Annotated in this window: 12 protein-coding genes; 3 read left to right on the top strand and 9 right to left on the bottom strand. The window is 64.7% G+C overall.

The features are described 5' to 3' along the window. The first annotated feature begins 25 nt into the window (after positions 1-25). On the top strand, positions 26-1,060 hold the full coding sequence (locus IPK20_10805) for a TRAP transporter substrate-binding protein (GenBank protein MBK8017144.1): 1,035 nt from the start codon (positions 26-28) through the stop codon (positions 1,058-1,060). A gap of 54 nt (positions 1,061-1,114) precedes the next feature. Here IPK20_10805 and IPK20_10800 read toward each other — a convergent pair whose 3' ends face one another. From IPK20_10800 to urtA, 8 genes are all read right to left on the bottom strand, one after another. Next, positions 1,115-1,558, bottom strand: a complete 444-nt coding sequence (locus tag IPK20_10800) for a four-helix bundle copper-binding protein (protein ID MBK8017143.1) — start codon at positions 1,556-1,558, stop codon at positions 1,115-1,117. 168 nt (positions 1,559-1,726) lie between these two features. After that, complete coding sequence (locus IPK20_10795) at positions 1,727-2,071, bottom strand: zinc ribbon domain-containing protein (protein ID MBK8017142.1); 345 nt, start codon at positions 2,069-2,071, stop codon at positions 1,727-1,729. Positions 2,072-2,083: 12 nt separating this feature from the next. Next, positions 2,084-3,313 (bottom strand): acetamidase/formamidase family protein, encoded by a 1,230-nt coding sequence (locus IPK20_10790; protein ID MBK8017141.1) that lies wholly within the window; start codon positions 3,311-3,313, stop codon positions 2,084-2,086. A gap of 182 nt (positions 3,314-3,495) precedes the next feature. Further along, positions 3,496-4,185: an urea ABC transporter ATP-binding subunit UrtE gene (gene urtE, locus IPK20_10785; GenBank protein ID MBK8017140.1), complete on the bottom strand. Its 690-nt coding sequence runs from the start codon at positions 4,183-4,185 to the stop codon at positions 3,496-3,498. Positions 4,186-4,204: 19 nt separating this feature from the next. Next, positions 4,205-4,948 carry an urea ABC transporter ATP-binding protein UrtD gene (urtD, locus tag IPK20_10780; protein ID MBK8017139.1) on the bottom strand — a complete coding sequence of 248 codons (744 nt, stop codon included), beginning with the start codon at positions 4,946-4,948 and terminating at the stop codon, positions 4,205-4,207. Positions 4,949-5,007: 59 nt separating this feature from the next. Then, positions 5,008-6,225 (bottom strand): urea ABC transporter permease subunit UrtC, encoded by a 1,218-nt coding sequence (gene urtC / locus IPK20_10775; protein MBK8017138.1) that lies wholly within the window; start codon positions 6,223-6,225, stop codon positions 5,008-5,010. A gap of 28 nt (positions 6,226-6,253) precedes the next feature. After that, positions 6,254-7,168 carry an urea ABC transporter permease subunit UrtB gene (urtB, locus tag IPK20_10770; GenBank protein MBK8017137.1) on the bottom strand — a complete coding sequence of 305 codons (915 nt, stop codon included), beginning with the start codon at positions 7,166-7,168 and terminating at the stop codon, positions 6,254-6,256. Between the two features lie 117 nt (positions 7,169-7,285). After that, positions 7,286-8,548, bottom strand: a complete 1,263-nt coding sequence (urtA, locus tag IPK20_10765) for an urea ABC transporter substrate-binding protein (protein MBK8017136.1) — start codon at positions 8,546-8,548, stop codon at positions 7,286-7,288. 585 nt (positions 8,549-9,133) lie between these two features. Between urtA and IPK20_10760 the strand changes: the two genes are divergently transcribed. Both IPK20_10760 and IPK20_10755 read left to right on the top strand, forming a co-directional pair. Continuing rightward, positions 9,134-12,508 carry a response regulator gene (locus IPK20_10760; protein ID MBK8017135.1) on the top strand — a complete coding sequence of 1,125 codons (3,375 nt, stop codon included), beginning with the start codon at positions 9,134-9,136 and terminating at the stop codon, positions 12,506-12,508. Next, positions 12,498-13,406: a response regulator transcription factor gene (locus IPK20_10755; protein ID MBK8017134.1), complete on the top strand. Its 909-nt coding sequence runs from the start codon at positions 12,498-12,500 to the stop codon at positions 13,404-13,406. Before IPK20_10760 ends, IPK20_10755 begins: the two co-directional genes overlap by 11 nt. Here IPK20_10755 and psd read toward each other — a convergent pair. Next, positions 13,381-14,286, bottom strand: coding sequence for a phosphatidylserine decarboxylase (gene psd / locus IPK20_10750; protein MBK8017133.1), 906 nt, complete (start codon positions 14,284-14,286; stop codon positions 13,381-13,383). The two genes, IPK20_10755 and psd, sit on opposite strands and share 26 nt — an antisense overlap.

Raw genomic sequence — 14,286 nt, 5'->3', positions numbered from 1 at the left:
TCCCCATCACCACGGAGGAGAAATGATGAAGTCCATTGCCGCGCTCCGCGCGTTCGTTCTCGGCGCACTGTCGGCGCTGGCCCTGCCCGCCGCTGCCGAGCAGATCGTGCTCAAGGTCCACCACTTCCTGCCCGCCACTTCCAACGCGCAGGTGCACATGATCCAGCCCTGGTGCGACAAGGTGAACCGCGAATCCGGCGACAGGATCAAGTGCCAGATCTATCCCGCCATGCAGCTGGGCGGAACGCCGCAGCAGCTCTTCGACCAGCTGCGGGATGGCGTCGTCGACATGATCTGGACCGTGCCCACGTATGCCGCGGGCCGCTTCTCGAAAGCTGAAGTATTCGAGCTGCCCTTCATCGTGACGAGCGCCAAGGCAGGCAGCCAGGCGCTGTGGCAGTACGTGCAGAAGAACGCCATGGACGAGTTCAAGGGCGTGCGCCCCATCCTCCTCCACGTCCACGACGGTTCGGTGCTGCATCTCACGAGCAAGCAGGTGAAGACGTTGGAGGATCTGCGCGGTCTCAAGATCCGCGCCGCCACACGCATCAATGCCCGCATGCTCGCGGCGCTGGGTGCGACACCGGTGCAGATGCCGCTGCCGCAGGTGGCAGAAGCGCTGTCGAAGGGCGTGATCGACGGCGCCATGGTGCCGTGGGAGGGCATGCCCGCACTGAAACTGCACGAGATCACGAAGTATCACGTGGAACCGCCCGCCGGCACGCCGCGATTTTCCAACGCCATCTTCCTGTTCGGCATGAACCCGGCGAAGTACGACAGCCTGCCGCCGGACCTGAAGAAGGTGATCGACGCCAACAGCGGTGCCGCCATGTCGGCGTGGGCCGGTGAACGCTGGGACGCAACGGTCGAACCGCATCGCAAGCTCGCACGCGACCGCGGCAATCAGTTCTACACGCTGCCCGAGGCGGAGAACGCGCGCTGGGTGAAGGCCACCGAGAACGTGGACGACGATTGGGTGAAGGAAGTGGAGAAGAAGGGGGCCGACGGCAAGCGCCTGGTGGGCGAGGCGCGTCAGCTGGTGGGACAGTTCAGCCGCTGAGACCGTACATGGGGCGGCGGGGCGTTCGCCCCGCCCTGCGCTGACGGTCGCCGGTCAACCGACGGCCGCGCACTCCTTCCGGCATTCGGCGCAGGATTCCGCGCAGTCACGGCACTGGGCATGCATGTCCTCGTGCTTGCGGCATTCCTCCTCGCACGACCTGCACATTTCGCCGGCGATGCGGGCCAGCGCGGCGACGTACTCTCCGTTCTGCGCCGCCACGGAGCGCAGCGCGCCGCACAGGGCGAGCATCTCGTTCACGCGCCGGGCGCACTCGGCCAGCATGGTGTCGCCGGACCCGAGTTCGCGGACGCAGTGGTTCAGGCAGATCTCGCCAGCAGCAACGCATCTGGCTGCGGCCGCGACGAGGGCGGCATACCGGGGCCCCTCTGCGTTCCCGCCCCCGTGATGATGTGAATGCTCGCCGGCTCCGGCGACGGAAGCAGCCCCCATGGCAGCGATGGCGGCTGCCACGCCGAACATTTCGCGACGGTTCATTGAAAGTATCTCCCGGCATCGATTGACCCACCGACGGCATCCGACGCCCGGATGCTCGTCGAGCCCGCCGCGATCATGCCACGCGGCGCGTACCGCGTCGCCGGCTCCCCAAACGAAGAGGGGAGGCACCTCGTGCCTCCCCTCGGGGTGCTGCGCCGGAACGTCCGGTCAGTGGCTGATCATCCAGGGCCGCGCCGTGGGAAAGGCCTTCTCTCCGGTGGGCGCGGTCACGGTCGCGCGTTTCGGCAGCCCCGGCTTGCAGCAGGAACATCCGGCGCCATGCCTTTCCTTGTACTCGGTGCTCGAGACGGGCGCATGACTCGCCCGCTCGTTCGTGGCGTGAGCCTTGCGGGCGGCCGCCGGCATGGCCGACAACGAAGGCGCGGTAAGCATGGCGCGCTCAGCGCTGCCGCCGCAGTCGGGACATTCGTGCGGAAGATGGGACTCCGACATGCGCCGGAGCACCGTGAAGTCGCTCTCGCACGTATCGCACCAGTACTCGTACACGGGCATGGCAGCCTCCGGTCACTTGTCGGGGGAGATGGGCATGTCGACGGAACCGTCGAGATACTTCACCGGACCCGCGCTGGTCGGGTTGATGTCGAACTCGAAGATGTCGGTCGGCAGCCACAGCGTGGCGCAGGCGTTCGGGATGTCGACCACCCCGCTGATGTGACCCTGCACCGGCGCGACGCCCAGTATCGAGTGGGCCTGCGCCTTCGAGAACCCGAACTTGGTCATGTACTCGATGGCGTTCAGGCACGCCTGCCGGTAGGCGACGTGGACGTCGAGGTAGTGCTGCTTGCCCCACTCGTCGACCGAGATCCCTTCGAAGATCAGGTAGTCGTCGTACTTGGGTGTGATCGGGCTGGGCTTGAAGATCGGATTCTTGATCCCGTACTTGGCCATGCCGCCCTTCAGCAGCGTCACCTTGATGTGCAGCCAGCCGGCCATCTCGATGGCGCCGCAGAACGTGATCTCGCCGTCGCCCTGGCTGAAGTGCAGGTCACCCATGGACAGGCCGGCACCCTTCACGTACACGGGGAAGAAGATCTTGGAGCCGCGCGACAGGTCCTTGATGTCACAGTTGCCGCCATGTTCGCGCGGAGGAACGGTCCGCGCGCCTTCGGCGGCGACCTTCTCCTTCGCGGCACCGGTCGCCTTGCCGCAGTGCGCGGTCTTCGCGAACGGCGGGTTGGCCAGCGGAGGAACGCGCGTCGGGTTGGTGGAGATGAAGTCCACCTCACGCGTGTTCCAGGTTTCCAGCAGCGCCTGGTCGGGCAGGCAGCCGATCAGTCCGGGGTGGATGAGGCCCGCGAAGCGGACGCCCGGGACGTGACGGGACTTGGTGAACATGCCTTCGATGTCCCAGATGGACTTCTGGGCCAGCGGGAAGTGGTCGGTCAGGAAGCCCCCGCCGTTCTTCTTGGAGAAGAAGCCGTTGAAGCCCCACAGGCTGTCGGGCAGGGCGCCGATGTCCAGCAGGTCGACCACCAGCAGGTCGCCCGGCTCGGCGCCTTCGACGCCGATCGGACCGGACAGGAAGTGCACGGTGGACAGATCGACGTCACGCACGTCGTCAGCCGAATCGTTGTTCTGGATGTAGCCCCCGGTCCAGTCGTAGGTCTGGATGACGAAATCGTCGCCCGGCTTGACCCACGCCGCCATCGGAATGTCCGGGTGCCAGCGGTTGTGGATCATCGGGTTGTCGTAGGGGGACTGCTTGAGATCGACCTTGATCAGGGTCTCGGGCATGACGCTCTCCTTTCGTTTGGTACAGCCGGTGTTGCGAAACGCGTCGTCATCGGGGCGCGGAAAGCGGCCGAGAAGCCAGGCAATGCGGCACGGCCAGGCACGTCATGGCATGGCGCCGTGCGGGAAATGGCGTGGCTGCGCACGGTGGCGTGCTCCGGTGTCCCGTGACGTAGGTTCTGGGATCAGACGGACAGGTACTGCTTGACGCGGTCCGCATCGATGTTCCCGCGGTCCGCCTCGTGCACGAGCCGTCCGCCTTCGATCACGAACAGCCGGTCGGCCACGTCCAGGGCGAAGGACAGCACCTGCTCGGACACCACGATGGTGATCTCGCGCAGCTTGCGGATCTCGTTCAATGCCTTTGCGATGTCCTTGATGATCGACGGCTGGATCCCTTCGGTCGGTTCGTCCAGGAGCAGCACCTTGGGATTGGTCACGAGCGCGCGGCCGATGGCGAGTTGCTGCTGCTGACCGCCGGAAAGGTTGCCGCCCTTGCGCTTGCGCATCTCGAACAGCACCGGAAACAGCGCATAGATCTCTTCGGGAATCTCCTTGGTCCTGGCGTTCTCCAGGCCCGTCTCCAGGTTCTCCTCCACCGTGAGCGTGGGGAAGATCATGCGGCCCTGCGGCACGTAGCCGATGCCCTTGGCGACACGCTGGAACGACTCGTCCTTGGAGACGTCCACTCCGTCCACCTGCACATGACCTCCCTTCAAGGGGAGCACGCCCATGAGTGCCTTGAACAGCGTGGTCTTGCCCATGCCGTTGCGGCCCATCACGGCGATGGTCTCGTTCTTCTTCGCCTCGAAGGAGATGCCGTGGATGGCCTGGCTTTGTCCGTAGCTCACGAAGAGGTCGTTGACGGTCAGCATGTGTTGGCTCCTTCGGGACTCAGTGGCCCAGATAGACGTCGATCACCTTGGGATCGTTCTGCACCCGCTCCATGGGGCCTTCGGCCAGGATCTTTCCCTGGTGCATGACGGTCACCTTGTGCGCGATCTTCTTGACGAAATCCATGTCGTGCTCGATCACGATCATCGAGCGGTTGCGGCAGATGCGTTCGAGCAGTTCGGCTGTCAGTTCGCGCTCCCGCACGCTCATGCCGGCGATGGGCTCGTCGAGCATCAGGAGTTCGGGTTCCTGCATGAGCAGCATGCCGATCTCCAGCCATTGCTTCTGACCGTGGCTCAGCAGGCCGGCCTCCATCTCGAGCTGCTCGTGGAGTCCGATCTCGCGAGCCACCTCGTCGATGCGCGCCTTCACTTCGTCGGTGCACTTGAACTTGAGCGCGCCGAACACGCCACGACCGCGCGGGAAGGACACCTCGAGGTTCTTGAACACCGAGAGGTTCTCGTAGATCGACGGAGTCTGGAACTTCCGTCCGATGCCGGCCCGCACGATCTGGTGCTCGGCAAGCTCCGTCATCTCGGCGTTCTTGAACTTGATGCTGCCCTTGGACGCCCGGGTCTTGCCACAGATGAGATCGAGCAGCGTCGTCTTGCCGGCGCCGTTGGGGCCGATGATGACGCGCAGCTCGCCCTTGTCGACGTACAGGGTCAGCGAGTCGATCGCCTTGAAGCCGTCGAAGGACACGGTGAGGTCCTCGACTGCCAGCACGAAATCCGAATTGCTCATTCTTTGTCGCTCCAGAAACCGACGCGGTGGATGTGGTGTCTCACGTGGCGCTCATCCGCTCAGGCCGCCGCGGGGTCCACGCCGTCCGGCGTGCCCGGCGCCGTCCGCGGTTCCGCGACACGGCTCACCGGCTTCATCGGCGCTGGCGCCGCCGCGGTGGGGGCGGGGTCCACGGGCGCGGTCGCGTTCGGCGTGGGCTCCCGCTTGCGGGCGATCCGGGGCTTGATGTAGCTCTCGTACAGGCCGGCAAGGCCGTTCGGGAAGGCCATCACGACACCGATGAACAACGCCGCCATGAGGAAGAGCCACAGCTGCGGAAAGCTCTCCGAGAAGTACGTCTTGGCGAAGTTGACCAGCAGTGTTCCGTACACCGCGCCCACCAGGGACATCCGGCCGCCGACAGCCGCGAAGATCACCATCTCGATCGAAGGCACGATCCCGACGAACGAGGGCGACATGAAGCCCACCTGCAGGGCGAACATGGCGCCGCCGATTCCGCACAGCATGGCGGCCAGGCAGAAGACGAACACCTTGAACATCGCGACGTCGTACCCCGAGAACCGCACGCGGTCCTCCTTGTCGCGCATGGCGAGCAGCAGGGTGCCGAGCTTGGACTTCTGGATGGCGCGGCAGATGAAGATCGTCAGGAACAGCAGGACCCCGTTCGCGTAGTACAGGACCATCTTGGCCGAGTCGGTCCGGATGTCCCAGCCGAGCATCGTCTTGAGGTCGGTCATGCCGTTCACGCCGCCGGTGTAACCCTGCTGGCCGATGATGAGCACGGACAGCACGAGCGCGACCGCCTGGGTGATGATCGCGAAGTACACGCCGCCCACCCGGCGCTTGAACATGGCGAAGCCGACGATGAACGCCAGGATCGTGGGGACGATCAGCAGCGCAGCGATCGCGAAGGGCAGGCTGCGGAACGGCTCCCACCACGTGGGCAGGGCGGTGAGCTGGTTCCAGTCCATGAAGTCCGGGATGCCCGGCGTCGACTGGATCTTGGTGCTCTCCGGATCCGAGGCCTCGAGCTTGAGGAACATGGCCATGCAATACCCGCCCAGCCCGAAGAACACCCCCTGGCCCAGGCTGAGGATGCCGCCGTACCCCCACAGCATCACCAGACCGACCGACACGAAAGCGTAGGTGAGGTACTTGCCGATCAGGTTGAGGCGGAAGATGTCCAGGGCCGCGGGCATCACGGCGAATATCACGATCGCCAGGATGACGATGCCCGCCATGTCCGAACCGGTGACCCACTTGCGAAGCTTTTCCATCGAGATCTCCTTTGAACGCGAGACCGGATTACCGGCGTACCTTGAGAGCGAACAATCCCTGCGGGCGGATCATCAGGATCGTGATGATCGCCAGCAGCGTGAGCACCTTGGCCATGGAGCCGGTCAGGAAGAACTCCGTGATCGACTGTGTCTGTGCGATGCCGAAGGCCGAGGCCACCGTGCCGAGCAGGCTGGCCGCGCCGCCGAACGTGACAACCAGGAATGCATCGACGATATAGAGCGATCCGCTGGTCGGCCCCGTGGAGCCGATGGTCGTGAAGGCCGCGCCTGCCACGCCGGCGATCCCGCATCCGATGGCGAACGTCATGCGGTCGGTGCGCTTGGTGTTGATGCCGATCGAGTTGGCCATCACGCGGTTCGAGACCGTGGCACGAACGCGCAGACCCCAGCGCGAGCGGAACAGCATCAGGAACACGCCTGCCGTGACGACCAGGGTGAGAGCCATCACGAACATGCCGTTGATCGGGATGTCCAGGCCCTCGGACGGCGACCATGAGCCGAGCAGCCATTCAGGCAGCGTCGGGCTCACTTCCTTGGCGCCGAAGGTGGAACGGAAGATCTGCTGCATGCCCAGGCTGAGGCCCCAGGTGGCAAGCAGCGTGTCGAGCGGACGCTTGTACAGGTGCCGGATGAGCGCCCACTCGGCGAGCCACCCGACGATGAATGCGAGAACGAACGCGACGACGATCGCGACGAAGAAGTAGTAAGGCATGAGCCCCGGTGCGTAGGTCTGCGTAAGGCTCGACAGCATGAAGATCGTATAGGCACCGATCGTCATGAACTCGCCGTGCGCCATGTTGATCACGCCCATCTGGCCGAAGATGATGGCCAGTCCCAGGCCCATCAGCAGCAGGACGCTGAAGAGGCTCAGTCCGGCGAACCCCTGCATCAGGATGATGTTCCACAGCTCCGAAGCGGTCATGTTCCAAGTTCCTCTTCTTCAGGGAAGGACGACCGTGACGGGCCGTCCGATGCTTCGCACTACGCGCCGCGAACCCCCGGGGGATTCGGAGGAACGCGGCGCAACGCCGTCACGCGTTTACTGATAGCCCTTGGGGAAGGGATTCGGCTCGATGAGATTGGGCGACTCGGCGATCTCCTTGAACTGGCCGTCGGCAAGAATCTGCCCGATGCGCGCCTTGGACCACAGGTGATGGTTCTCGTGGATCTTCACGTAGCCTTCCGGGGCGCCCTTGAACTCGATGCCCGGAGAGGCCGCCGCCACCTTGTCCACATCGAAGCTTCCGGCCTTCTCGACCGTGAGCTTCCACAGCCACGGGCCGAGGTAGGCCGCCTGGGTCACGTCGCCGATGACCGCCTTGGGTCCGTACTTGGCCTTGAACGCCTCCACGAATTTCTTGTTGTTGGCGTTGTCCAGGCTCTGGAAGTACTTCATGCAGGCATAGAAGCCGTTGCAGTTCTCGCCGCCGATGCCGAGAAGTTCGTCCTCGGTCACGGAGATCGTGAGCAGCAACTGCTTGTCGGAGGTGATGCCGGCGGCCTTCATCTGCTTGTAGAAGGCGACGTTGGAGCCGCCCACCACGATGGCGTAGACGCAGTCGGGCTTGGCGACCTTGATCTTGTTGATGAGCGAGTTGAAGTTCGTGTGGCCGAGCGGGTAGTACTCCTCGCCCACGACCTTGCCCTTCTGGAAGTTCTCGATGTGCTTGCGCGCGATCTTGTTGGAGGTGCGCGGCCAGATGTAGTCGGAACCGATCAGGAAGAAGGTCTTCGCGTTCTTCTCCTTCGCGACCCAGTCCAGGCCCCAGATGATCTGCTGGGTGGCTTCCTGTCCGGTGTAGATCACGTTCTTGGACTGCTCGAGGCCTTCGTAGAAGGTCGGGTAGTACAGCATCCCGTTCTCCTTCTCGAATACCGGCAACACGGCCTTGCGGGAAGCGGAGGTCCAGCAGCCGAACACCGCAGCGACGCGGTCGTTCACCAGCAGCTTCTTGGATTTCTCGGCGAAGGTCGGCCAGTCACTGGCACCGTCTTCCTGGATGATCTTGATCTGGCGGCCGAGCACGCCGCCCGCCGCGTTGATCTGCTCGATGGCGAGGCGCTCAGCCTGGATGGAACCCGTCTCGCTGATGGCCATCGTGCCGGTGGCCGAGTGCAGCTGGCCGACCGTGACTTCGGTGTCCGTCACGGCGAGCTTGGTCGTGTTGACCTGTGCCGTGGGGTACTTCGGCGCGCCGAAGGACAACCCCGACATGCCGATCAGCGGAAGCGCAGCCATGCCGCGCGTGAAATTGCGGCGCGACGCAGAAATCAGCCGGTCGCGATCATCTTGAGAGGACATTGACATCTCCTGTGCAGTTGGGCGTGGGCAGTTGCGGCATGTGGCCAGCAGGCCGCGAAACGACGATCCCAGATTAGGTTCCTGGGTGCGGCGCAACAATACGTAGATTCACGTACGAAGAAGACGTCCTCGGTGTACGCGATGCTCCGCATCGCACGTGCACCTCGGCCGGACATTGATTCGCGCGACCGCGCGAATCGACTTCAACCCTGATGACCCCGCCAAACCCTCAATCAGAGAAAAAGCTTGGGACGGCCCGGCGCTTTTTCTTTCGGCGTTCGTGGTCGCGACCCTGCAGGTCGCACGTGCACGAACGCCGGGATGATTCGCCCGCCTGCGCGAATCAACTTCAACCCCGGATGACCCCGCCAAACCCTCAGTCGGAGAAAAAGCTTGGGACGGCCCGGCGCTTTTTCTTTGAGGGGCCGAGGAAGCCCTCGCACGGAAGTTGCGATCCGATTGACGGCAGGAACGGCTTTGTCGAGTCGCCCGAAGCACTTATCAGTGCATCGGGCGCGGCATGCGGTGCTGTGTCTGCCCGATCGCGCCCAATATGGGTGCGCGACGACGTCTGACTGCACCACAATGGCCGCCACTCAACGCATAGTCCGGATACGACGCGAGTACAACCAGTGGGTCGCGAACGAGACCCTTGAGGATTACTCCCTCCGCTTCACCGCCAAGTCGGCGCGCAAGTGGTCGTCGTTCCGCGTGGCCAACACGGCGCTCGGCGCGATCTCGTTCCTTGCGCTGGAGGCGATCGGCGGTGCCATCGCGCTCAACCATGGCTTCGTCAACTCGACCTGGGCCATCCTGATCGTCGGTACGATCATCTTTCTCACCGGCCTTCCCATCAGCTACTACGCCGCGAAGTACGGCATCGACATGGACCTGCTCACCCGCGGCGCAGGCTTCGGCTACATCGGGTCGACGATCACGTCCCTCATCTATGCGTCCTTCACGTTCATCTTCTTCGCCATCGAGGCGGCCATCCTTTCGCTTGCGCTCGAGATGGCCTTCCACGTGCCGCTGTGGATCGGCTACATCGTCAGTTCGCTCGTGGTGATTCCGCTCGTCACGCACGGCATCACGTTCATCAGCCAGTTCCAGATGTGGACCCAGCCGCTGTGGGTGGCTCTGCACGTGCTGCCGTTCGCGTTCATCGCATTCAAGAATCCGGAAGCCTTCGCCGACTGGACCACCTTCGCCGGACGTAACGGGGACGGCGGTGGAGACTTCGACATGCTGCTGTTCGGGGCAGCTTCGGCGGTGGTCTTCTCGCTCATCGCGCAGATCGGCGAACAGGTGGACTTCCTCCGTTTTCTTCCGTCCGCCGAGACGACCGGCCGGCGAAGGTGGTGGTCGGCTCTGCTCTCTGCCGGGCCGGGGTGGATCGTGCTGGGCATCCTCAAGCTCCTGGCGGGCTCGTTTCTGGCCTTCCTGGCGCTCCAGCACGAAGTCGGCGCCGAGCGCGCCGCCGAGCCGACACAGATGTATCTGGTCGTGTTCCAGTACGTATTCAGCTCGCCGGGTGTCGCGCTGGCCGTGACTGCACTGTTCGTGATCGTTTCCCAGCTCAAGATCAACGTCACCAACGCGTATGCGGGCTCCATCGCGTGGTCCAACTTCTTCGCTCGTCTCACGCACATGCACCCCGGGCGGGTGGTGTGGCTGGTCTTCAATGTGCTGATTGCCCTCATGCTCATGGAGCTGGGCGTCTTTCACGCGCTGGAACAGGTATTGGGGCTCTACTCGAACGTGGCCAGTGCATGGGTGGGCGCACTGGTCGCCGATCTCGTGGTGAACAAGCCCCTGGGCCTGAGCCCGGCGTACGTGGAGTTCAAGCGGGCTCATCTCTACGACATCAACCCCGTGGGCGTGGGATCCATGCTCATCGCCTCGATCGTCGGCATCCTGTGCTTCTCCGGCCTGTTCGGGGAGACGCTGAGGGCATTGTCGTCGTTCGTGGCTCTGGGCGTCGCGTTCGTCACGGCACCCGTCATCGCGGTGGCCACGCGTGGCCGCTACTACATCGCACGGACGCCGCGGGATTATTCGACGGCAGGCGAGACGGTGCGCTGCGTGATCTGTTCGAATCCGTTCGAGCCGGAGGACATGGCGCGCTGCCCTGCCTACGCCGGCCCAATCTGTTCCCTGTGCTGCTCCCTCGACGCGCGCTGTCACGATGCGTGCAAGCCCAGGGCACGGCTCACGCACCAGGTGAGCGCCGCGTTGAACGCGACGTTCCCCGCGCCCATCGCCGCCCGGCTCAACTCCAGACTCGGACACTATGCGACGGTCGTCGTGGTGCTGGGCAGCCTCGTGGCAAGCATCTTCTGGATGGTCGACTACCAGATCTCCCTGAGCGCGGGCCCCGCCTCCGAGCTCGTCAGCGACGCTCTGTGGAAGGCCTTCGTCGTGCTCATGCTCGTGTCGGGCGTCGCGGCCTGGCTCTTCGTGCTCGCGCAGGAGAGCCGGCGGGTCGCCGAGACGGAAACGCAGCGGCAGACACGCCTGCTCATGCGGGAAATCCGCGCCCACAAGCGCACGGACGCGCAATTGCAGCGCGCCAAGGAGGCGGCGGAAAGCGCGAACGTGGCGAAGAGCCGCTACGTCACGGGCATCAGCCACGAACTGAGGACGCCGCTCAATACCATCCTCGGTTACGCGCAGCTGCTGCGGCGGGACCCGAAGGCCCCGGACAAGTTGCGCGACACGCTGGGCATCATCCAGCGCAGCGGCGAGCATCTCGCGGGCCTCATCGACGGCCTGCTGGACATCGCGCGCATCGAGGCTGGCAAGCTGCACCTGAATCGCGGCGAGATCCATCTCACCGAGTTCCTGCAGCAGATGGTCAACATGTTCTCGATCCAGGCGGAGGCCAAAGGTCTGCGCTTCCAGTACGAGGCCGTGACTGCCCTGCCGGCCGTGGTCAACGGCGACGAGAAGCGCCTGCGGCAGATCCTCATCAACCTGCTGTCCAACGCCATCAAGTTCACGGAGACCGGGGAGGTGAAATTCTCGGTGTCGTATCAGCGCCAGCTCGTCGAATTCACGGTGGCAGACTCGGGTATCGGCATAGCGCCGGAGGACATCGAACGGATCTTCCAGCCCTTCGAACGCGGCAGCTTCAGCATGGGGAACGCCGTGCCCGGAACCGGCCTGGGCCTCACGATCAGCAAGCTGCTCTCCGAGATCATGGGCGGCAGCCTGACGGTGGAGAGCGCGCCAGGCAAGGGCAGCATCTTCAGGGTAAAGCTGATGCTCTCTCCCGTGGCCCAGCCGGCGCTGCCTGCGGCGCCCGTGCGGGAGGTGCGCGGCTACCTCGGACCGCGCAAGGCGATCCTCGTGACGGACGACCAGCCGCTGCACCGCTCCTTCGTGGCCGAACTGCTGGAGCCCATCGGCTTCGAGGTCATCCAGGCGGATGGTGCGGCAAGCTGCCTGGCCATTGTGGCGGCAAGGTCCGTGGATCTCTTCCTGATGGACATCTCCATGCCCGGACGCGATGGCTGGTCGATCGCAAGGGAACTGCGCGAGGGCCGGCACGAGCACACGCCGATCATCATGGTTTCCGCCGACGCGTTCGAGCGCAGCAGGCCCGGCGCGGACGGTTCGGTTCACGACGGATTTCTGGTGAAGCCGGTCAATCTGGACCAGCTCGTCGAGAAGATCGGCAACTGCCTGCACCTGCAGTGGATCTATCGCGAGGAGTCGGGGCCTCCCGCGGGTATCGCAGCGCCGCCGAGCGAGGCAGCGCTGTCGCGCAGTACGGCCGACTCGCTGCTGGCACTGGGCGAGATCGGCTATGTGCGGGGCATCCATCGCAAGCTGGAGGAACTGGACGGGGGTTCGCCCGGAGAGCAGGCCGCCGCACGCAGACTGCGTCCTCTCGTCCAGGACTTCCAGTTCAAGCGCTACATGCAAACGGTCGAGGAGTTGCGTCAACGTGCCGTCTGAATCTTTCCGCCGGGATGTCGTGCTGGTCGTCGACGATTCTCCCGACACTCTGTCACTGCTGACCGACGCGCTGGAAAACCACGGGATGACGGTCCTGGTCGCCACCGATGGCGCCTCCGCCCTCGAGCGGGTGCGGCGTCTCACGCCCGACGTGATCCTTCTCGATGCCGTGATGCCCGGCATGGACGGCTTCGACACCTGCGTGGCGCTGCGTGCCGAGCCCGCTGTCGCCGCCGTGCCGATCATCTTCATGACCGGCCTGACCGACACGGAGCATGTCATTCGCGGCTTCGACGCGGGCGGAGTGGACTATGTGACCAAACCCATCGATCCCGACGCCCTCATCGCGCGCATCCGCAGCCACCTGGCCAATGCGCGGCGCATGACCAGCACGCGCGCGGCGCTCGACGCCGCGGGCCGCGCGCTGGTGGCGGTGGATGGCAGCGGTGTGGTGGTCTGGCACACGCCCAAGGCGGCCAGCTTCATCGATGCCACGTCCCTGGACGAGAACAGGACACTGCCGGCAGCCATCGCCCGGTGGCTGGGAGCCGTGTCGAGGGGTGCGGAGGTCCGCCCCTACGGCTGGCCGGAGGAGCGTCCGCGCTACACGCTTTCTTCGCTCGGAGACGCGGGCGGCGGCCAGCTTCTTCTTGCGGTCGAAGAGGCGGACGATTCCGGTGCTCTGGAGAGTCTCGGCAAGCGGTTCCAGCTTACCGAGCGCGAAGCGGAGGTGCTCCTGTGGGTCTCGCGCGGAAAGTCGAGCCGTGACATCGGTGCAATTCTCGGCTCGAGCCCCCGCACCGTCGACAAGCATCTCGAGCGCGTCTTCGTGAAGCTGGGAGTGGAGAATCGCGCCGCGGCCGCCTCTGTCGTCACGAAGCTTCTGAGTGCCCGGTAGCCTTCCCCGGTACCGCCGCCTGCGGCAGCCGCAGCAGCGGTTCTCCCATCCTGATCCTGTCCCCGGTGGTGACGCGCTCGCAGAGGTCGTAACCTCGGGGCGCGAACACGATGATCGTGGAGCCGTGTTCGAACCACCCCATCTCCTGTCCCTTGAGCAACGATGCGTCGCAGGGCAGCTCTCGCGGCCCCCGGTATCCCATGTTGAGCAGCACGTCCGCAAAGTGGAGCCGGATGCTCGCGACCAGCACGGCCGCCACGGGGACGAGCGCGATGACGTCGCCGCGACCCGCCACCTCGGCGCGGATGACGGCGCGTTCGTTACGGCAGTAGAGACGCTCGACCCGCTTCAACGCGACCGGATTGACGTTCCAGACATCGCCGGGAATGTAGGTTACCCGTCGGACACGGCAGTCGGCGGGGGCGTGGAAGCGGTGATACATGGTGGAGGTGAGCCGCATCGTCACGTAGACGCCCTCCTGGAATCGCCGGGCCAGCAACGGATCGGCAAGCAGTTCGTCGATCGGGTAGGGAAACCCCTTTGCCTGGACGACCATGCCGTCCCGCACCCGCCCGCAGGCGCCGATGATGGCATCGCACGGACTGGTGAGGATGGACGGGTCCGGGTGGATCGGTCTGGCACCGTCCTTCAGTTCCCGGGTGAAGCAATCGTGCAGACTGCGGAACTCGGAGCGTCGCGCTTCCGACAGATCCAGATCGCTGAACGTGCGCCAGACCCGCAGGGAGATGTCGCGGATCAGGGGGTGCTCGATCTTGCTGAACCAGCCCATGAATCGCGTGAGGCTGCGGCGCGGAATGCGGTTGGTGAGCCAGAAATTGACCCCTTCCCTTTGTGCCAGTCTGGCAAGAAAACCCGGCAT

The sequence above is a fragment of the Betaproteobacteria bacterium genome (genome assembly GCA_016713305.1).
Classification (GTDB): domain Bacteria; phylum Pseudomonadota; class Gammaproteobacteria; order Burkholderiales.
This window is presented reverse-complemented; position numbering and strand designations above follow the sequence as displayed.

Excerpts from the sequence above, each read along its gene's own strand:
- IPK20_10805 (MBK8017144.1), top strand. The coding sequence starts at position 26 with ATGAAGTCCATTGCCGCGCTCCGCGCGTTCGTTCTCGGCGCACTGTCG.
- IPK20_10800 (MBK8017143.1), bottom strand. The coding sequence starts at position 1,558 with ATGAACCGTCGCGAAATGTTCGGCGTGGCAGCCGCCATCGCTGCCATG.
- IPK20_10795 (MBK8017142.1), bottom strand. The coding sequence starts at position 2,071 with ATGCCCGTGTACGAGTACTGGTGCGATACGTGCGAGAGCGACTTCACG.
- IPK20_10790 (MBK8017141.1), bottom strand. The coding sequence starts at position 3,313 with ATGCCCGAGACCCTGATCAAGGTCGATCTCAAGCAGTCCCCCTACGAC.
- urtE (MBK8017140.1), bottom strand. The coding sequence starts at position 4,185 with ATGCTGACCGTCAACGACCTCTTCGTGAGCTACGGACAAAGCCAGGCC.
- urtD (MBK8017139.1), bottom strand. The coding sequence starts at position 4,948 with ATGAGCAATTCGGATTTCGTGCTGGCAGTCGAGGACCTCACCGTGTCC.
- urtC (MBK8017138.1), bottom strand. The coding sequence starts at position 6,225 with ATGGAAAAGCTTCGCAAGTGGGTCACCGGTTCGGACATGGCGGGCATC.
- urtB (MBK8017137.1), bottom strand. The coding sequence starts at position 7,168 with ATGACCGCTTCGGAGCTGTGGAACATCATCCTGATGCAGGGGTTCGCC.
- urtA (MBK8017136.1), bottom strand. The coding sequence starts at position 8,548 with ATGTCCTCTCAAGATGATCGCGACCGGCTGATTTCTGCGTCGCGCCGC.
- IPK20_10760 (MBK8017135.1), top strand. The coding sequence starts at position 9,134 with ATGGCCGCCACTCAACGCATAGTCCGGATACGACGCGAGTACAACCAG.
- psd (MBK8017133.1), bottom strand. The coding sequence starts at position 14,286 with ATGCCGGGTTTTCTTGCCAGACTGGCACAAAGGGAAGGGGTCAATTTC.